This is a genomic window from Nonomuraea jiangxiensis (genome assembly GCF_900099965.1).
In the GTDB taxonomy this organism is placed as follows: domain Bacteria; phylum Actinomycetota; class Actinomycetes; order Streptosporangiales; family Streptosporangiaceae; genus Nonomuraea; species Nonomuraea jiangxiensis.
In genome coordinates this window covers 58,161-75,442 of sequence record NZ_FNDJ01000029.1, presented here as the reverse complement: position 1 = coordinate 75,442, position 17,282 = coordinate 58,161, and the positions used below count along the sequence as shown (strand labels likewise).

Annotated in this window: 19 protein-coding genes; 7 read left to right on the top strand and 12 right to left on the bottom strand. The window is 69.8% G+C overall.

Translation table 11 applies throughout. The annotated features are described in order from the left end of the window. Window positions 1-61 precede the first annotated feature (61 nt). The 4 genes from BLS95_RS43230 (at window position 62) to BLS95_RS43215 (ending at window position 4,145) form a co-directional block, all read left to right on the top strand. Window positions 62-1,723 carry a class I adenylate-forming enzyme family protein gene (locus BLS95_RS43230; protein WP_090945410.1) on the top strand — a complete coding sequence of 554 codons (1,662 nt, stop codon included), beginning with the start codon at window positions 62-64 and terminating at the stop codon, window positions 1,721-1,723. Between the two features lie 244 nt (window positions 1,724-1,967). Further along, window positions 1,968-2,369 carry a hypothetical protein gene (locus BLS95_RS43225; RefSeq protein WP_090945409.1) on the top strand — a complete coding sequence of 134 codons (402 nt, stop codon included), beginning with the start codon at window positions 1,968-1,970 and terminating at the stop codon, window positions 2,367-2,369. Window positions 2,370-2,390: 21 nt separating this feature from the next. After that, window positions 2,391-2,744: a nuclear transport factor 2 family protein gene (locus BLS95_RS43220; RefSeq protein ID WP_090945408.1), complete on the top strand. Its 354-nt coding sequence runs from the start codon at window positions 2,391-2,393 to the stop codon at window positions 2,742-2,744. A 99-nt stretch (window positions 2,745-2,843) separates the two neighbouring features. Further along, window positions 2,844-4,145 (top strand): MFS transporter, encoded by a 1,302-nt coding sequence (locus BLS95_RS43215; RefSeq protein ID WP_245765647.1) that lies wholly within the window; start codon window positions 2,844-2,846, stop codon window positions 4,143-4,145. 18 nt (window positions 4,146-4,163) lie between these two features. Here BLS95_RS43215 and BLS95_RS43210 read toward each other — a convergent pair whose 3' ends face one another. Next, window positions 4,164-4,910 carry a metallophosphoesterase family protein gene (locus BLS95_RS43210; protein ID WP_090945407.1) on the bottom strand — a complete coding sequence of 249 codons (747 nt, stop codon included), beginning with the start codon at window positions 4,908-4,910 and terminating at the stop codon, window positions 4,164-4,166. A gap of 116 nt (window positions 4,911-5,026) precedes the next feature. Here BLS95_RS43210 and BLS95_RS43205 point away from each other — a divergent pair, with 116 nt between their 5' ends. After that, a complete protein-coding gene (locus tag BLS95_RS43205; RefSeq protein ID WP_245765646.1) occupies window positions 5,027-5,632 on the top strand; it encodes a Uma2 family endonuclease in 606 nt (201 codons plus the stop codon). 8 nt (window positions 5,633-5,640) lie between these two features. Here BLS95_RS43205 and BLS95_RS56285 read toward each other — a convergent pair whose 3' ends face one another. Continuing rightward, window positions 5,641-5,808 (bottom strand): hypothetical protein, encoded by a 168-nt coding sequence (locus tag BLS95_RS56285; protein WP_176993686.1) that lies wholly within the window; start codon window positions 5,806-5,808, stop codon window positions 5,641-5,643. Window positions 5,809-5,882: 74 nt separating this feature from the next. Here BLS95_RS56285 and BLS95_RS43200 point away from each other — a divergent pair, with 74 nt between their 5' ends. After that, window positions 5,883-6,428, top strand: coding sequence for a Uma2 family endonuclease (locus tag BLS95_RS43200; protein WP_245765645.1), 546 nt, complete (start codon window positions 5,883-5,885; stop codon window positions 6,426-6,428). Between the two features lie 73 nt (window positions 6,429-6,501). On the opposite strand, the gene BLS95_RS43195 is transcribed toward BLS95_RS43200, so the two are convergent. Next, a complete protein-coding gene (locus tag BLS95_RS43195; protein ID WP_176993685.1) occupies window positions 6,502-6,735 on the bottom strand; it encodes a hypothetical protein in 234 nt (77 codons plus the stop codon). A gap of 98 nt (window positions 6,736-6,833) precedes the next feature. Here BLS95_RS43195 and BLS95_RS43190 point away from each other — a divergent pair, with 98 nt between their 5' ends. Next, window positions 6,834-7,427 carry a Uma2 family endonuclease gene (locus BLS95_RS43190; RefSeq protein WP_090945406.1) on the top strand — a complete coding sequence of 198 codons (594 nt, stop codon included), beginning with the start codon at window positions 6,834-6,836 and terminating at the stop codon, window positions 7,425-7,427. Window positions 7,428-7,466: 39 nt separating this feature from the next. On the opposite strand, the gene BLS95_RS43185 is transcribed toward BLS95_RS43190, so the two are convergent. From BLS95_RS43185 to mltG, 9 genes are all read right to left on the bottom strand, one after another. Continuing rightward, window positions 7,467-10,022, bottom strand: a complete 2,556-nt coding sequence (locus BLS95_RS43185; protein ID WP_090945405.1) for a phenylalanine--tRNA ligase subunit beta — start codon at window positions 10,020-10,022, stop codon at window positions 7,467-7,469. Next, entirely contained in the window at window positions 10,022-11,062 is a 1,041-nt protein-coding gene (gene pheS, locus BLS95_RS43180) for a phenylalanine--tRNA ligase subunit alpha (RefSeq protein ID WP_245765649.1), read from the bottom strand. Before pheS ends, BLS95_RS43185 begins: the two co-directional genes overlap by 1 nt. Window positions 11,063-11,191: 129 nt before the next feature. After that, window positions 11,192-12,283 carry a sensor histidine kinase gene (locus BLS95_RS43175; protein WP_090945403.1) on the bottom strand — a complete coding sequence of 364 codons (1,092 nt, stop codon included), beginning with the start codon at window positions 12,281-12,283 and terminating at the stop codon, window positions 11,192-11,194. A 50-nt stretch (window positions 12,284-12,333) separates the two neighbouring features. After that, a complete protein-coding gene (locus tag BLS95_RS43170; protein ID WP_090945402.1) occupies window positions 12,334-13,137 on the bottom strand; it encodes a TrmH family RNA methyltransferase in 804 nt (267 codons plus the stop codon). A 110-nt stretch (window positions 13,138-13,247) separates the two neighbouring features. Beyond that, window positions 13,248-13,631, bottom strand: a complete 384-nt coding sequence (gene rplT, locus BLS95_RS43165) for a 50S ribosomal protein L20 (protein ID WP_090945401.1) — start codon at window positions 13,629-13,631, stop codon at window positions 13,248-13,250. 24 nt (window positions 13,632-13,655) lie between these two features. After that, window positions 13,656-13,850 carry a 50S ribosomal protein L35 gene (gene rpmI, locus BLS95_RS43160; protein WP_043622108.1) on the bottom strand — a complete coding sequence of 65 codons (195 nt, stop codon included), beginning with the start codon at window positions 13,848-13,850 and terminating at the stop codon, window positions 13,656-13,658. A gap of 124 nt (window positions 13,851-13,974) precedes the next feature. After that, window positions 13,975-14,544 (bottom strand): translation initiation factor IF-3, encoded by a 570-nt coding sequence (gene infC, locus BLS95_RS43155; RefSeq protein ID WP_281250103.1) that lies wholly within the window; start codon window positions 14,542-14,544, stop codon window positions 13,975-13,977. Window positions 14,545-14,935: 391 nt separating this feature from the next. Beyond that, window positions 14,936-15,796, bottom strand: coding sequence for a shikimate dehydrogenase (locus BLS95_RS43150; protein WP_090945399.1), 861 nt, complete (start codon window positions 15,794-15,796; stop codon window positions 14,936-14,938). Between the two features lie 311 nt (window positions 15,797-16,107). Further along, on the bottom strand, window positions 16,108-17,259 hold the full coding sequence (gene mltG / locus BLS95_RS43145) for an endolytic transglycosylase MltG (protein WP_090945398.1): 1,152 nt from the start codon (window positions 17,257-17,259) through the stop codon (window positions 16,108-16,110). Window positions 17,260-17,282: the final 23 nt, after the last annotated feature.

The window sequence follows — 17,282 nt, the reverse complement described above, 5'->3', positions numbered from 1 at the left end:
GTACCGGCCGGTCGGTATCGTGATTTATCCGGAATAATCCTCTACAGCGGGAGTTCTGCGTATGTCCCTTTCGCACGACCAGGCCCAGGCCCAGCTCACCGGTCCCGGCCAGCTGTTCGAGATGGAGGAGATCGGCGGCACGGGGATACGCACGTGGAAGCACGCCCCCGCCCACTTCCGCGCCCTGCTGGAGATGAGCAGGTTCCACGGCGAGCAGATCTTCCTCGCGTACGAGGACGAGCACATCACGTTCGAGGAGCACTTCCGCCGCGCCGCCACCCTGGCCGGCCGCCTCATCGGGGAATACGGAGTCCGTAAAGGCGACCGGGTCGCCGTGGCCATGCGCAACTACCCGGAATGGGTGGTCTCGTTCTCGGCCGCGCTGGCCGCGGGGGCCATCGCCGTACCGCTGAACGCCTGGTGGACGGAGGCCGAGCTGGCCTACGGCGTCCGCGACTCCGGCGCCAAGGTGCTGATCGCCGACGGCGAGCGCGCGGCCCGGCTGGCCTCGACGGGAGTGCCGCTGATCGTCACCCGGGGCGAGGTGCCCGCGGGCGCGCGCGCGTACGACGAGGTCATGGGCGAGGTCACCGCCGACGTGAAGCTCCCCGACGTCGAGCTCTCCCCCGAGGACCCGGCCACGATCTTCTACACCTCCGGCACGACCGGCCACCCCAAGGGCGCCCTGGGCAGCCACCGCAACCTCGGCCAGTCGCCGATGACCGTCTCCTACGGGTTCATGCGGGCGCTCGCCATGGCGGGCAAGGACCTGGCGGCCGCGGCCGGGGGCCGCCGGATCACCCTGCTGACCGTTCCGCTGTTCCACGTCACGGGCTGCTTCTCGGCCCTGACCACCACGATGTTCACCGGCGGTGGCCTGGTGCTCATGTACAAGTGGGACCCCGAGCAGGCCCTGCGCCTGATCGAGCGGGAGAAGGTCACCGCCATGATCGGCGTGCCCACGAACGCCTGGCAGCTCATGTCCCATCCCGACTTCGGCAAGTACGACCTGTCCTCCCTGGCCACCCTCGGCTACGGCGGCGCCCCCGCCCCGCCCAAGCTCCTGGAACGCATCACCGCGAACCTGCCCAACCGCGCTCCCTCCAACGGCTACGGCATGACCGAGACGACCGCCCTGGCCATCGGCAACGGCGGCGCCGACTACCAGGCCAGGCCCGACAGCATCGGCCTCCCGACGGCCGTGGTGGACCTGCGGGTGGTGGACCCGGCGGGCACCGAGCTGCCTCCGGGCGAGGTGGGCGAGCTCTGCGTACGCGGCCCGAACGTCATCATGGGCTACTGGAACAGGCCGGAGGCGACGGCGCAGACGTTCGTGGACGGCTGGCTGCACACCGGCGACCTGGCCAAGATCGACGACGAGGGTTTCGTCTACATCGTCGACCGGGCCAAGGACATGGTGATCAGGGGCGGCGAGAACGTCTACTGCGCCGAGGTGGAGGCGGCCCTGTTCGAGCATCCGGCGGTGGACGACGCGGCGGTGATCGGCGTGCCGGACGACGAGCTGGGCGAGGAGGTCGGCGCGGTCATCCGCCTGGCGCCCGGCCGGTCGGTGACGACCGCGGAGCTGCGGGAGTTCCTGGCCGACCGGATCGCCAAGTTCAAGATCCCGGCGCACGTGTGGTTCCGCGACGGCGAGCTGCCGCGCAATCCCGGCGGCAAGATCCTTAAGACCCACCTCCGCCGGGAGATCCTGGGCTCCTGACCATCCCCGGCGCCCTCCGGCCAAGGCCGGCCGCTCCCTCCCTCGTGCTCGGCCCCGCCCCGCACCGGCGGCGCCGAGCCAGCGGACTGTGCCCATCGTCACATCGGGGACGTCTCCGCAGCTAGAACCCCTCATCGCGGCACGCAAGCACTGCTCCTTTATCTGACGCGTAATCGCGGCCCCTACGCCGCGGCTGACATCTTTCCCATGTCAGCACCCACCGCGTCACCGTAAGGAGCCCGCCGTGACCGCCCTTCCCGTCACCCCCGGCCGTACGAAGTTGCTGCGCCTCACGCTGGCCACGGATGCCGTCGTGACCGCCGCCAACGGGCTGGCGTACCTGGCCCTGGCCCCCGCCGTGAGCGAGCTGCTGGGCCCCGGCCCGGCCCTGCTGCGCGCCATCGGCGCCGGCCTCCTGGTGTACGGCGTCGCGGTGGGCCTGCTGTCCACCCGCCACCCGATCCCGCCCTCCCTCACCTGGGCGGTGATCGCGCTGAACGCCGCCTGGCCCCTGGCGAGTCTCCTCACGCTGGTCACCGGCGCCCTGGACCTCACCACGGCCGGCACGTTCTGGACCATCGCCCAGGCCCTGGTGGTCGCCGTCTTCGGCGAACTCCAGTTCCTCGCCCTCCGCAAGACCCGATAATCACCACCAAGGAGATCAGAGATGACCATCATCGACCGCTACATCGCCGCCTGGAACGAGACCGACCCCGACAGCCGGGCGAAGGCCGTGGCCGAGGTGTGGACGGAGGACTGCGCGTACACCGACCCGCTGGCCGACGTGACCGGACACGCCGCGATGGCCGCGGTGATCGAGGGCGCCCAGAACATGTTCCCCGGCCTGGTCTTCACCCCGGGCGAGGTGTACGAGACCCACCACCACATCGCCCGCTTCACCTGGCACCTGGGCCCGGCGGGCGGAGAGCCGGTCGCCATCGGCTTCGACGTGGTGGAGCTGGCCGAGGACGGCCGCATCCGCAAGGTCCTGGGCTTCCTGGACAAGGTCCCCACCGCCTGACCGCCACCCCCTCAGGCCCCCGGCGTCCCGGGGGCCTGAACCCGTCCCGGCGAAAAATGGTTTGCCCGCTCCTCGGCATGCCCAACAGACTCTTGTTCCGTGCTCGACCCACTGAAACGGCTCGCCCGCCAGCTCTCCATCGACGTCAGCCCGCTACGGGACTCGCGCGACTACCGCTTGCTCTTCGCCTCCGGCGTCATCACCATGTTCGGCACCATGATCACCATGGTGGCGGTGCCTTACCAGATGAAGCAGCTGACCGACTCCTACCTGGCGGTCGGCCTGGTGAGCCTGGCGGCGTTCGTGCCGATGGTGGTGTGCGGCCTGTGGGGTGGCGCGATCGCCGACGCGCTGGACCGCCGCAAGATCATCCTCCTCAGCGAGCTGGGCCTCCTGGGGACCTCGACGGCCCTCATGGTCAACGCGCTCCTCCCCGACCCCCAGGTCTGGGTCCTGTACGTGCTGGGCGCGGTCTCCACCGGCATCACCTGCCTGCAGCGCCCCAGCCTGGAGGCCGTGTTCCAGCAGGTGGTCAGGCACGACCAGCAGGCCGCGGCGGCCGTACTGTCCAGCATGCGGTGGAATTTCGGCGCCATCGTGGCCCCGGCCCTCGGCGGCCTGCTGGTGACCGCGTACGGCCCTGGGCTGGCCTACGGCCTCGACTCGCTGAGCTTCCTGCTGTCCCTGGCACTGCTCTGGCGGATCCGGTCGCTGCCCGCCGCCGAGGACGCCGCACCGGCGTCGCTGAAGTCCCTGGTGGAGGGCGTGCGCTATGCCGTGGGCCGCCGCGACCTGATGGGGACCTACCTGGTGGACATCGCGGCGATGGTGTTCGCGATGTCGACGGCGTTGTTCCCCTTCCTGGCCGACGAGCTGGACTCGCCCCAAGCCCTGGGGCTGCTCTACTCGGCCGCCGCCGTGGGTGCCCTGATCGCCTCGGTCACCGGCGGCTGGACCACCCGCGTGCGGCGCCACGGCCTCGGCGTGATCATCGCGGCCACGGCGTGGGGGGCGGTGATGGGGCTGACCGCCCTGGCCCCCAACGTCTGGCTGGTCTTCATCGGCCTCGCGCTGGCCGGAGCGGCCGACATGATCAGCGGCATCTTCCGCATGACCATGTGGAACCAGACGATCCCCCAGGAACTGCGCGGCCGGCTGGCGGGCATCGAGCTCCTCTCCTACGCCAGCGGCCCGATGCTCGGCGACGCCCGGGCCGGCCTGATGGCCAACTTCGGCGGCACCCGCTTCGCCCTCGGCGCGGGCGGCCTGCTGTGCGTGGCCGGCGTCCTGGCGTTGGGCGCCGCACTCCCGAAGTTCCGCCGATATGACGCCAGGACGAGCGAGCACGCCCTGGCGGAGCAGGCCCGCAGGGAGGCGACCGCCCAGGAGGCTCCCGCCTGACCGGCCCAACTGTCCGCGCTAACCGGCTCGGGTGTCCGCCGCGCCGAACACCCGCAACGCCTCGGCATCGGAATAGACACTGGTCACGTAGGCGGCGACGAACCCCTCGATGTCCTCGAAGGAGCTCCCTGCCACCAGCCGCTCCCCCACCCGGGCCGCGTCGAGCGGCGTGCATCGCAACGTCACGGCCCCGCTCTCCCCGTCGAGCAGGGCCCAGTGCGCCCCGGGTCTCCCGTACGGCATGCCCACCGACCCCGGGTTGACGACGAGCACCCGATCGGCCAGCCGGACGAACGGCATGTGCGTGTGACCGAGCACCACGGTGTCGGCGCTCTCCCCCGCCAGCACCTCTCCCCACCGCTCCAGCGAGCTGTCGACCAGGACCATCTCCTCGTCGCTCCGGGGCGTGGCGTGCACGAACAACGTCGTCCCGAACCGCCCCAACTCCACCACCTGCCGGTCGGGCAGCCCCGCCAGCAGCTCGACCTGATCGTCCCGCAACTGCCCGGCCGCCCACCGGCTCACCGCATATTCGCAGGTCTCCCCACGGGTGATCTGCACCAGCTCCCGGTCGGCATTCCCGTTGACCCACAGGGCCCGCTCCCCGAGCGAGACCAGCAGATCGAGCGTCTCGACCGGCATCGGCCCCGCCGCCAGATCGCCGGTGAGCACGATCAGATCGGCCCCCGCCACGTCAGGCTCGGCCAGCACGGCTTCGAGCGCGGGCAACACCCCATGAACATCGGACAGCACGGCGATTCGCATACGATCCACTCTGCCGCTCCGCACCGCGGAGGGAGCCGTTGTTCGCAACCGACGAACAGCCGCGCGTATGCGTCCGTTCACCTGGCGTGAGCGCATTAGGTTGGTAGCGTTGGACGATGACGGCCGAAGCGGTGATCCCAGAGATGACGACTTCCTCGCTACCTGACTGGGTCTTCCCTCCGCCGGGGGGCTTCGTCGCGGAGGACCTCGATCGCATTCCGGATTTGCCTGCGCACACAGAGTTGATCGATGGAAGCTTGGTCTTCGTGAGCCCCCAAGCCTCCTTCCGCATGCGGGTCCTGTCGCTTCTCGAGCTCGAAGTGCGCCGGGCGGCACCTGAGCATCTGCGGGTGCGGCGCGAGATGAGCCTCATTCTCGACACCAGCCAGCGCCCGGAGCCGGATCTCATGGTGGTCGAGGCCAAGGCGACGCTCCCCGGGGATGAGACTTTCTACCGGCCCGCCGATACGCTGCTGGTCGTCGAGGTCGTATCCCCGGAGTCCAAACTCCGCGACCGTCACCGCAAGCCGGCGCTCTACGCGCAGGCCGGCATACCCCATTTCTGGCGCATCGAGAACGACTCGGACAAACCAGTGGCCTACGTCTACGCACTGGACCCCGCCACCAGGACCTACGCCCTCACCGGCATCCACTACGAGTCGCTCAAGCTGACCGTCCCCTTCGACCTGGCCATCGACCTCACCGAGATCGACAAGATCTGACGGCCCCCTCAACCGGCCTCCCGCCACCCCTCATACCGCTCCACCAGCTCATCCACCTGAGCCAACGCCCCGCCGTCGAGCCCCTCCACGACGACCATCCACTGAGCGTCCTCGACATCATCCCGCTCACCGAACACCAGCAACTGGTTCAGGACCGAATCCTCCCGGATCTCCACTCCTGCGCAAAAGTACACGAGCGTGCATGACCGTTCACCTGGCGTGAGCACACTACATTGGTTAGCGTTGGACCATGACGGCCGAAGCGGTGGTCCCGACGATGACAACTCCTTCGCTGCCAGACTGGGTCTTCCCGCCGCCGGGAGGCTTCGTCGCCGAGGACCTCGATCACATTCCGGATTTGCCTGCGCACACAGAGTTGATTGATGGAAGTTTGGTCTTCGTGCGCCCCCAAGCCTCCTTCCACATGAAGGTCGTCGATCTACTCGTTGCCCACCTACGCCAGGCCGCTCCAGACGACCTCCGGGTGCGGCGCGAAATGAGCGTCATCCTCGACCCCAGCCAACGTCCGGAGCCCGACCTCGCAGTGATCAGGGCCGCAGCGGTGCGTGACGATGACGAGACTTTCTACAAGGCGGAGGATGTGCTCCTTGTCATCGAGGTCGTCTCACCGGAATCCAAGCTCCGCGACCGTGGTCGCAAGCCGCAGCTCTATGCCGACGCCGGCATTCCTCATTTCTGGCTGGTCGAGAAGGAGTCGGGCAAACCCGCGGTCTACGTCTACAAGCTGGATCCCGTTACCCGGTCCTATGCCCACACCGGCGTCCACTTCGAGTAGCTGAAGGTGACGGTTCCCTTCGATGTGGTCATAGACCTCTCCGAGATCAACAAGCTATGAGCCGACGACCCCCTCAGCCGGCCTCTCGCCACCCCTCATACCGCTCCACCAGCTCATCCACCTGAGCCAACGCCCCGCCGTCGAGCCCCTCCACGACGACCACCCACTGAGCGTCCTCGGCGTCGTCCTCCCCCGCGAGCGTCTCCCGCACCACCCGCAGCACCCCGAGCCGCGGAAACCACTCCCCCAGCGTCCGCGCGACCTCCTCGGCGTCATCCCGCTCATCGAACACCAGCAACTGACTCATGACCGAATCCTCCCGGATCTCCACTCCTGCGCAAAAGTACACGAGCGCGCATGACCGTTCACCCGGCGTGAGCACGCGCTATTGGCTAGCGTTGGACCATGACCGCGGAAGCCCCCTCGCTCCCCGACTGGGTCTTCCCGCCGCCCGAGGGCTTCGTCGCAGAAGATCTCGATCACATTCCGGACTTGCCTGCGCACACAGAGTTGATAGATGGAAGCTTGGTGTTCGCGAGCTTCCAGCGAGACTTCCACCACACAGCTCTCTTCCGCCTGCACGTCCAGCTCGAAGACCTCGTGCCGCCAGGCCATGAAGTGCGCCAAGAGATGAGCGTGAAGCTCGGACGACAGCAACGCCCGGAGCCCGACCTCATCGTCATCGGGCCTGAGGCGATCATCGGCCGCGAGGTCACCTGTTTCGAGGCCGAGGACGTCGTGCTCGCTGTCGAGGTGGTCTCACCGGACTCCGAGGTTCGCGACAGGGAGCGCAAGCCAGTCCTCTACGCAAAGGCGGGGATTCCCCATTACTGGCGAATCGAGGAGATCGGCGGCAAGCCAGCCGTCTTCGTGTACGAACTCGATCCTGCCACCATGACCTACGCGAGCAACGGCATATACCACGACAGGCTGAAGCTCTCGGTCCCGTTCGACATCGACATCGAACTCACCACGCTCTACCAGGCTCGCACTCGATAGGGCCGGCACGGCACCCCGCCGCACCGGCCCCCAAGCAGCTCAGGAGCTCCGCAGCTGAGCGCCCACCCGGTCGGCGGCCATGGCCACCGCCGCGTCCCGGGCCGCCGTGGTCTCCTCGGCCGTCAACGTACGGTCCGGAGCCCGGAACCGCATCGTGTAGGCGAGCGACTTGTTCCCCTCGCCCACCTGCGCGCCCACGTAGACGTCGAACAACCGGATCGACTCCAGCAACGCCCCCGCCCCGTCCCGCAGCGCGGCCTCCACATCGGCCACCGGCGTGAAGTCGGGCACGATCAACGCGACGTCCTGCGTGGCCACCGGATAGGGCGACACGGCGGGGGTCTCCACCGGCCCGGGCATCCGGGCCTCCAGCCGCGACAGCTCCAGCTCCATCGCCGACGTACGAGCCGGCAGCCCGTACGCCTCCACGACCCGCGGATGCAGCTCACCGGCATGCCCCACCAGCGTGTCACCCACGTAGAGGGCCGCGCACCGGCCCGGGTGCCACGGCTCGTGCTGGTCGGCGCTGATCGACAGCTCCAGCCGCGCCTCGGCCGCCACCAGCCGCGCGGCCTGCACCGCGTCGGCCCACGAGGCCTGGCGCCCGCCGCCCCACCAGCCGGACCGCTCGAACTCCCCGGTCAGCACCACCGCGACCCGTAGCGGCTGGTCGGGCAGCGCCGCCTCGATGGAGGCCAGCTCCTCAGGCATCGGCCGGCGCTCCACACCGAGCACCGGCGCCACCTCGGCGGCGCCCTCGCGCGGCCGGTAGACCGCCCCGGTCTCGTAGAGCGCCACGTCCGCGAACCCGCGCCCGACGTTGCGTACGAGGGTCTTGAGCAGCCCCGGCAGCAACGTCGTGCGCATCAGCGGCTCGTCCTCGGACAGCGGGTTGGCCAGCCGTACGGCGTGCCGTCGCGCGTCCTCGGCCGGCAGCAGCAGCCGGTCGAAGTCGTCGGCGCTGAAGAACGGGTAGCTGAGCACCTCGACGTAGCCGCCCTCGGCCAGCGCCCGGCCGACCCGGCGGCGCAGCCGCTGCCCCTCGGTGAGCCCCGCCCCGGCCGGCGCCGAAGGCAGCACGGACGGGAGGTTCTCGTAGCCCTCCAGGCGGATGACCTCTTCGGCCAGGTCGTTCGGGTCGGTGAGGTCGGGCCGCCACGACGGCGGCGTCACCGTGATCATGTCGTCGCCCTTGACGGCCAGCCTGGCCGCCAGCGCGCCGCCGGTCACGACGCCGGTCGGGGCGACACCGCCCTCGCGCACCGCCGGGTCCTCGCCGTCGGTCACGACGCAGCCGACCTGTTCCAGCCGCGCGACCACGGTCTCCTTGGAGTAGGTGACACCGGCCACCGCGGAGGGATGGCCGACCGGGATCGCGATGCGTGGCGGCGAGACGTCCACCTGGGCGTGCGTGACGCCGGGCTGCACGGTGGCGCCGCCCAGCTCGGCCAGCATGTGTACGGCCCGCCACGAGGCGACGAGCGGGAGCTCCCGGTCCACGCCGCGCTCGAACCGCTTGGACGCCTCCGACACCAGCCCGTGCCGGCGCGACCCGCGCGAGATGCCGGTCGCCGAGAAGTGGGCGGCCTCGATCACGATGTCCGTCGAGCCGTCGGAGATCTCGGTCTTCAGGCCCCCCATCGTGCCCGCGATCGAGATCGGCCCCGACTGGTCGGTGATGAGGATGTCGTCGGGGTCGAGGTCGCGAACCACGTGGTCGAGCGTCTCCAGCCGCTCGCCGGCCACCGCGCGGCGGACGACGATCTCGCCGTCCAGCTCGTCCCGGTCGAACGCGTGCAGCGGCTGCCCCAACTCCAGCATCAGGTAGTTGGTGACGTCGACGGCCAGTGAGACCGGGCGCATGCCCGCCCGCATGAGCCGCAGGCGCATCCAGAACGGGCTGGGCGTGGCCGGATCGAACCCGCGGACCTCGCGCAGCACGAACCGGTCGCAGGCCGTGGGGTCGCCGATCGAGGCGGGCCACGCCACGCCGGTCTCCTCGGGCAGCTCCACGTCGGCGGGATCGCGGAACTCCACCCCGAAGGCGATCGCGACCTCGCGCGCCACGCCCCTGATCGACAGCGCGTAGCCGATGTCGGGCGTGATCTCCAGCTCGATCACGTCGTCGCGCAGGCCGAGCAGCTCGACCACGTCGGCGCCGATCGGGCTGTCCGCGGGCAGCACCATGATGCCGGAGTGGTCCTCGCCCAGCCCGAGCTCGCGCTCGGAGCAGATCATGCCCTCGGACAGGCGCCCGTACGTCTTGCGCGCCCCCACCTCGAACCCGCCGGGCAGCACGCCACCGGGCAGCACGACGGGCACCCGGTCACCGACGGCGAAGTTCGTGGCGCCGCAGACGATCTCGCGCGGGGTCGCCTCGCCCACCTCGACCTTGCAGTGCCGGATCGGCTTCTTGAACCCGGTCAGCTCCTCGATCTCGAGCACCTCGCCGACGACGACGTTCTTGACGTCGTGGCCGTAGGAGGTGATCGACTCCAGCTTGAGCCCGGCCGCGGTGAGCTTGTCGGCCACTTCGTGGGCCGTGACCGCCGGGAGATCGACATGCTCCCGCAGCCAGGAGAGCGGGACCTTCATCAGATCTCCATTCCGAACGGGAGCGTGAACCGCACGTCTCCCTCGACCATGTCACGCATGTCCTCGGCGTTGTGCCGGAACATCAGCGTGCGCTCGATGCCCATCCCGAACGCGAACCCGGAGTAGCGCGCCGGATCGACCCCGCAGGCGATCAGCACCCGCGGGTTGACCATGCCGCAGCCGCCCCACTCGATCCAGCCCTCGGACTTGCAGGTGCGGCAGGGCGGGTTGCCCGGGACCGCCGAGGCCCCGCGGCAGACGAAGCACTTGAGGTCCATCTCGGCTGACGGCTCGGTGAACGGGAAGTAGTTGGGCCGGAACCGGGTCGTGATCCCCTCGCCGAACATCACCTCCGCGAACCGGTCGAGCGTGCCCTTGAGGTGGGCCATCGTCAGCCCCTCGTCCACGGCCAGCCCCTCGGTCTGGTGGAAGACGGGGGTGTGGGTGGCGTCGAGCTCGTCGGTGCGGAACGTCTTGCCCGGCGAGATCACGTAGACCGGCAGCTCGCGCTGCAGCAGCGCGCGGATCTGCACCGGCGAGGTCTGTGTGCGCAGCACCATGCCGGATTCGGTGGACCCGACGAAGAACGTGTCGTGGTCGGACCGGGCCGGGTGGTCCTTGGCGATGTTGAGCGCGTCGAAGTTGAACCATTCGCCTTCGAGCTCCGGCCCCTCGGCCACCTCGTAGCCCATGGCCACGAACGCGTCGGCGATGCGCTCCTGCAGCGTGGTCAGCGGGTGGCGGGCACCGCGGGGCCGCCGGTCCCACGGCAGGGTGACGTCGACGGACTCCTCGACGAGCACCCGGGCGTCCCGCTCGGCCTCCAGCTCGGCCTGCCGGGCGGCCAGGGCCTCGTTGATCGCTTTGCGCGCGCCACCGACGCGCTTGCCCGCCTCGGCGCGGGCGGCCGGCGGCAGCGCGCCGATCTCGCGGTTGGCCAGGGCGATGGGCGAGCGGTCGCCCGCGTGCGCCAGCCTGGCCTGCTTGAGTGCGTCGAGGCTGTCGGCCGACTTGATCGCCGCCAGGGCGTCGGCCTCCATGCGGGACACCTCGTCGGCATGCAACGGTGTCACCTCGACGGGGTCGTAGTCAGACAAGAGTGAGCTCCGTATCCAGGGCTTGAGCGGAAATGAGTCTAGTGGGCCCGCCCACCGGGCCCGACTCCATCGCTACGGAGTGGCGAAGTCGGGCGTGCCGGTGGGCACGGTAAATCGAAACTCCGCCCCGCCCTCGGGTGCCCGCTGCACGGTGATCGTCCCGCCGTGCGCCTCGACCAAGCCCTTCACGATGAACAGGCCGAGTCCGGTGCCACCGCGCCTGCGGCTGTTGCCGCCCCGCCAGAACTGCCTGAAGACACGCGGAGCCAACTCGGGCTCGATGCCCTCGCCCTCATCGCGCACCGACACGGCAACTCCCCATCCGACGGACTCGATCTCTATTGTCACAGTGCCGCGCCCGTGACGCAGCGCGTTTTCCACCAGGTTACCCAGGATCTGGTCGATCTTGTCCTGGTCAAGCCACATTTCGGGGAGATCGTCGGCGGCGACCAGCAGGAAGCGCTCCTCGGGCTCCCCGGCCGCCACCCGGCCCGCGATGAGCCGGTGCGCCCTGGCGGGGATGTCCACGACCTGGCGGCGCACCTCCAGCCGCCCGGACTCGATCCGCGAGACGTCGAGCAGCTCGGTGATGAGCCGGGTGACCCGGTCGGCGTCGTTGTTGACGGTTTCGAGCATGACGCGCTTCTGCTCGTCGGTGAAGCGCGTCCACTTGGCCAGCAGCGTGGCCGTGAACCCCTTGACGCTGGTCAGCGGCGAGCGCAGCTCGTGGGCCACGGTGGAGACCAGGTCGGCGCGGCTGCGCTCCAGCCGGGCGCGGGCGCCGCCGTCGCGCAGCGTGATCGCCACCCGCTCGACCTCGCCGGCGCGCTCGGGCTCGCGCACCAGCCGGGCCGCGACGTAGAGCTCCTGACCGCCCGGCAGGTGCAGCGGCCGCTCCGGCACCCGGCTGCGGGTGCGCAGGCCGCCCTCCGGGTCGAGCGCCTTCCACCAGTCACGCCCGTCATGGTCGCGGAAGGGGAACACGTCGTTCATGTGCCGGCCGACCGCGCGCTCCGCGGTGATGCCGGTGAGCCTCGCGGCGGCCCGGTTGACGGCCAGCACACAACCGAATCTGTCGGTGACGATGAGGCCGTCGGGCAGCTCGTCAATGCCGATCGTGCACGCGGCGGTCACCACCCGCCCGTCGGTGTCTGCGCCGTGCACGAACTCGCCTCCTCCGCGTACACCGCCGACAATAGCGGGTTTCCAGCCGCCTAGGGCACTCGCTGTGCCCTGGCGGAGGAGTAAAGGCACACCGCCGCGGCGGTGGCCAGGTTCAGGCTTTCGGCCTGTCCGTAGATGGGCACTCTGACCACATCGTCCGCCTCGGCGAGTATCTCCTCCGGCAGTCCCCAGGCCTCGTTCCCGAAGATCCACGCGGTTGGTCCCGACAGATCGACATCGTCGAGCGTGTGCTTGCCCGCGCCGTCAGCCGCCAGCACGCGCAGGCCCCGCTCCTTGAGTTGACGCACGGCGGCGCTCACCGGTGCACCGATGACGACGGGCAGATGAAACAGGCTGCCGGCGCTGGCGCGTACGCACTTTCCGTTGTACGGGTCGACGGAGGCGTCGGTGAAGACCACCGCGTCCGCGCCGGCGGCGTCGGCCGCCCGCATGACGGTCCCGGCGTTGCCGGGGTCGCGCACGTGCGCGAGCAGCGCGACCAGGCGCGGCTCCCCGTCCAGGGCCTGCTCCAGCGGGGCGTGCACGAGCCGGCACACGGCCAGCAGCCCCTGCGGGGTGACGGTCTGGGACAGCTCGGCCAGCACCTCGCCGCTGGCCCGGTGCACGGGGACGCCCTGGAGGGTGGCCTCGGTGATCAGCTCGGGGTGGCGCAGCTCGGCCTCGGCCGTGCAGAACAGCTCCAGTGTCACGCCGTCGAGCTTGAGCGCCTCACGCACCGCCTGCGGCCCCTCGGCCAGGAACTTACGGTCCTGATCACGGAAGGCCCGCTTGGTGAGCCGCCTGGCCGCCTTCACCCGCGGCGACTTCACGTTGGTCAGCTCGGACCCGGCCATCTCTCCCCCTGTGTGCGTTCGGCCCGCGTGCCCGGCCCGCGTGTGTGCCCGGCCCTGGGCAGACGGCAAAGGGCCCACCGTCATCGGTGGGCCCTCGGTCAGGCGTCGCTTCAGCTCGCGGCCGGAGCGTTCACGTTCGCCGGCAGGGCCTTCTTGGCCGCCTCGACGAGCGTGGCGAAGGTCTGGCTGTCGTTGACCGCGAGGTCGGCCAGGATCTTGCGGTCCACTTCGATGTTCGCCAGGCGCAGACCCTGGATCAGGCGGTTGTAGGTCATGCCGTTCTGGCGGGCAGCGGCGTTGATCCGCTGGATCCACAGACGGCGGAACGTACCCTTACGGTCCTTGCGGTCCCGGTAGGCGTACGTCATGGAGTGGAGCATCTGCTCCTTGGCCTTGCGGTAAAGACGCGACCGCTGGCCACGGTAACCACTCGCCCTCTCGAGGACGACCTTGCGCTTCTTCTTGGCGTTGAGCGCCCGCTTCACGCGTGCCATGTTTCTTCTCCCCGGGGGTTCGCGCTACTTGGCGAGCAGCTTTTTGATCTTCTTGGAGTCGGCGTCGGAAAGGACGACCTCGTTCTTGAGACGGCGCGTCAGCGTGGACGACTTCCACTCGTTGTAGTGCGCGCGGTTGGCACGGCGACGCTTGATCTTGCCGGTGCCGGTAAGCCGGAACCGCTTCTTCGCACCGCTGTGCGTCTTCATCTTCGGCATGTCGCCGTCTCTCCTCGTTTCGGTCGTGCCACTGGCCGGGCCGGTGCTGGCCGACCCGGTAGCGGCGTCTTCGTCTGCCGGTGGCTGAATCGGGGCGCCGTGTAAGGCTAACCCCAACCGCGGGTCATCCTTCCTGTGGGGAAGTGTCCTCGCTGCCACGCTGCGCCTTGGCGGCGGCCTTTTCGGCCTTGGCCTCGGCTTTCTTCTTGTGCGGACCGATCACCATGATCATGTTACGACCGTCCTGCTTGGCGTGGGACTCCACGAAGCCGAGCTCCTGGACGTCGTCCGCCAGCCGCTGCAGCAGCCGGAAGCCGAGCTCCGGCCGGGACTGCTCACGTCCGCGGAACATGATCGTGACTTTGACCTTGTCTCCCGCCTTGAGGAACCGCACCACGTGACCCTTCTTGGTCTCGTAGTCGTGCGGGTCGATCTTCGGCCGGAGCTTGATCTCCTTGATGATCGTGTGCGCCTGATTCTTGCGCGCCTCGCGCGCCTTCATCGCGGACTCGTACTTGAACTTGCCGTAGTCCATGAGCTTGCACACGGGCGGTCGAGCCGTGGCCGCGACCTCGACGAGGTCAAGGTCGGCCTCCTGGGCGAGCTTCAGGGCGTCGTGTATGGAGACGATGCCTACCTGCTCGCCGTTCGGGCCCACGAGGCGAACCTCGGGAACTCGGATACGCTCGTTGATGCGGGGCTCAGTGCTGATGGGGCCTCCTAGGTTTGCGGTTCCCTACGTGCTCGTCGTGTGGGGCTTCGTCGCGTGAACGCGAAAAGCCCCGCACGTCGCGCATGCGGGGCCACTGAGCTCGTCGGCTTCGTGACCTCGAGCTCCCCGGAGTGATCCGGCGTGATCCTGGACCCGGCCACCTTGTGGCGACTCAGGTGGGAGGGAGACCTCCGCTTGCGCGTCCAGCAAGGCATGCCGGACCGATCAGGGAGCTACATTACCACAACACAGATGCTTCCTCGAATCATCCCGCCCACCGCGACCTCTTGCCCTGGAAACGGACGGACGACCATGGAACCGGTCGACGTGGCCCTCGATTGATGGGCGTCGGCCACGGCGGGCGTGGCCGTGATCAAACCGTCCGGTCGGCCGAGCGTCTGAGGATCTCCGCTTCCCCGGCCGCGTGCATCGCCTCCACCGGCACGTCCGTACGGCCGGTCATCAGCTCCACCTGGCGCACCGCCTGGTGGACCAGCATCGCGAACCCGCCGACCACCGTGCCACCCGCCGCCCGCACGGCCGCCGCCGCGCCGGTCGGCCACGGGGAGTAGACCACGTCGAAGAGCGCGGGCACCCCCGCCAGCCGCGCCGCGAAGGCGTCGGCCGCCCCGCCGGGCAGCGTGGAGACCACCAGGTCCACCCCCGTCATGGCATCCAGCTTGTCCAGCGTCTCGACCGCCAGCGCCACGCCGAGCCGCTCGGCCACCCGCGCCGTCTCCCCCGCCCGGGCGGGATCGCGCACCAGCAGTGTGGCGGAGAACAGCCCGAGGTTGCGCAGCGCCGCCAGCGCGGAGGCGGCCGTGGCCCCTCCGCCCAGAATGATCGCCGACCGCGGCGCGGGCACCCCGGCCTCGGCCAGCGCCTGCTCGATGCCGTAGACGTCGGTGTTGTGGCCGTGCCGCAGCCCGTCGCGGAACACCACGGTGTTGGCCCCGCCCACCTCCACGGCGAGCTCGGACACCGTGTCGAGCAGGGGCAGCACGGCCCGCTTGAGCGGCATCGTCAGCGACAGCCCCGCCCAGGCGTCCCCGCCGTCGGCCGCACCCTGGCCGCGCACGGGCGCCAGCTCCCGCAGCAGCCCCGGCAGCCGTGCCTCGTCGCACTCGAACGCCTCATAGGTCCACCCGTCGAGCCCCATCGCCTGGTAGGCGGCCCGGTGCAGGCAGGGCGAGAGCGAATGGCCGATGGGCGAACCCATCACCGCAGCCCGCATCCACACTCCTCGCGAAATCACTCCTCGCGACATCCGAACAGGACGACCCTATCGCCCCCGCCACCCGGGCGGCCCGCTGATCGCCGCGAGGCGCCCCGCGCCGCCCTCCACCCGCCCGCGCCACCCTTGCACCCGCCCGCGCCGCCCTTTCACGCGCCCGCGCCACCCCCCACGTGCACGGCCGCACTCGCTCGGGCGGCCGTGCATCGTCGAAGGCGCGCGGGACGCCCAAGGCAGATCGGACGTCAGGGGCTTGTAGAACCCGGGGGCGGCGCAGTACCCCAGGGCGGGGCAGGACGTCGTGGGGTCCGTCAGCCGCCGTTCCGCCGGTATTCGGCGAGCAGCGCCTGGCGCTCGGCCTCCGTCGCGGCGAACTTGGTGACGTTGCTCTTGGGGTCGGTGGCGACGAACCAGAGCCAGTTGCCCTTCGCCGGGTTCAGCGCCGCCTCGATGGCGTGGTCGCCGGGGTTGGCGATCGGGCCGGGCGGCAGGCCGAGGTACAGGTAGGTGTTGTACTTGCTCTTGGTCTTCGTCTCCGCGAAGGTGGCGGCGGTGCCGTACTTGTTGAGCGCGTACATGACCGTGCTGTCCATCTCCAGCTTCATCTGCGGCTGACGCTCCAGCCGGTTGTAGATGACGCGGGCGATCTTCGGCATGTCCTCCTGGCGGCCGGCCTCGGCCTGCACGATGCTGGCGATGACCATGATGTCGTGCGGCGAGTGGCCGAGCGCCTTGGCGGCGCCGTCGAGGTCCATCCGCTCGGCGGTCTGCTTGTAGCGTTCGACCATGGCCGCCAGCATCTGCGCCGCGGTGGTCTTCGGCTGGAACTCGTACGTGGCCGGGAAGGCGTACCCCTCCAGCTTGCCCTTGGCGTAGGGCGGCAGTTCCAGCGCTCCGACGTCCTCGGCCGCGGCCTTGAAGTCGTCCTCCGACTTGCCGGTCTCCTTGGCCAGCGTCGCCAGCGTGTCGGACAGCCGCAGACCCTCCTTGATCGTCACCCTTTCGAGCATCCGGTTGCCCGGAGTCAGCAGCTCCACCGCGCTCGCGGCCGACATCTGCTTGCGCAACTTGTACGAGCCCGGCTGCAACGACCCGCTCTTCTTCGCGTTGTCGATCGCGTTGGTGAACGCCCTGGCGCTGGCTACGACCCCCTGCCGCTCCAGCTCCTGCGCCACCTCGGAGGCGCTCTGGCCGTCCTTGATCTCCACGACGACCTCGCCGGTGCCCCTGCCGCTGAAGTCGTCGGGCACGAGCGCGTCGTTGACCCACATGTAGCCGAAGTAGCCACCACCGCCGATGATGCCCGCCAGCACGACGAAGGCGAGCAGCGGCGCGATGAACCCGCCTCGGTTGGGCCGCCGGCGCCGCCTGCGGCCACGCCTGCCGGAACCACGGGTACGGCGCCCAGGGCGACCTTCGTCGTCCTCCGCGCCGAGCAATGTGTTCAGATCGAGATCGTTCATAGGTGCGCTGGCCAATCTCCCGG

Coding starts and splice junctions, on each gene's coding strand:
- BLS95_RS43220 (WP_090945408.1), top strand. CDS start 2,391: ATGACCATCATCGACCGCTACATCGCCGCCTGGAACGAGACCGACCCC.
- pheS (WP_245765649.1), bottom strand. CDS start 11,062: ATGGAGGCCGACGCCCTGGCGGCGATCAAGTCGGCCGACAGCCTCGAC.
- BLS95_RS43210 (WP_090945407.1), bottom strand. CDS start 4,910: ATGCGAATCGCCGTGCTGTCCGATGTTCATGGGGTGTTGCCCGCGCTC.
- rpmI (WP_043622108.1), bottom strand. CDS start 13,850: ATGCCGAAGATGAAGACGCACAGCGGTGCGAAGAAGCGGTTCCGGCTT.
- BLS95_RS43205 (WP_245765646.1), top strand. CDS start 5,027: ATGACGGCCGAAGCGGTGATCCCAGAGATGACGACTTCCTCGCTACCT.
- BLS95_RS43150 (WP_090945399.1), bottom strand. CDS start 15,796: ATGCGGGCTGCGGTGATGGGTTCGCCCATCGGCCATTCGCTCTCGCCC.
- BLS95_RS43200 (WP_245765645.1), top strand. CDS start 5,883: ATGACGGCCGAAGCGGTGGTCCCGACGATGACAACTCCTTCGCTGCCA.
- BLS95_RS43195 (WP_176993685.1), bottom strand. CDS start 6,735: ATGAGTCAGTTGCTGGTGTTCGATGAGCGGGATGACGCCGAGGAGGTC.
- BLS95_RS43230 (WP_090945410.1), top strand. CDS start 62: ATGTCCCTTTCGCACGACCAGGCCCAGGCCCAGCTCACCGGTCCCGGC.
- mltG (WP_090945398.1), bottom strand. CDS start 17,259: ATGAACGATCTCGATCTGAACACATTGCTCGGCGCGGAGGACGACGAA.
- BLS95_RS43170 (WP_090945402.1), bottom strand. CDS start 13,137: ATGGCCGGGTCCGAGCTGACCAACGTGAAGTCGCCGCGGGTGAAGGCG.
- rplT (WP_090945401.1), bottom strand. CDS start 13,631: ATGGCACGCGTGAAGCGGGCGCTCAACGCCAAGAAGAAGCGCAAGGTC.
- BLS95_RS43190 (WP_090945406.1), top strand. CDS start 6,834: ATGACCGCGGAAGCCCCCTCGCTCCCCGACTGGGTCTTCCCGCCGCCC.
- BLS95_RS43185 (WP_090945405.1), bottom strand. CDS start 10,022: ATGAAGGTCCCGCTCTCCTGGCTGCGGGAGCATGTCGATCTCCCGGCG.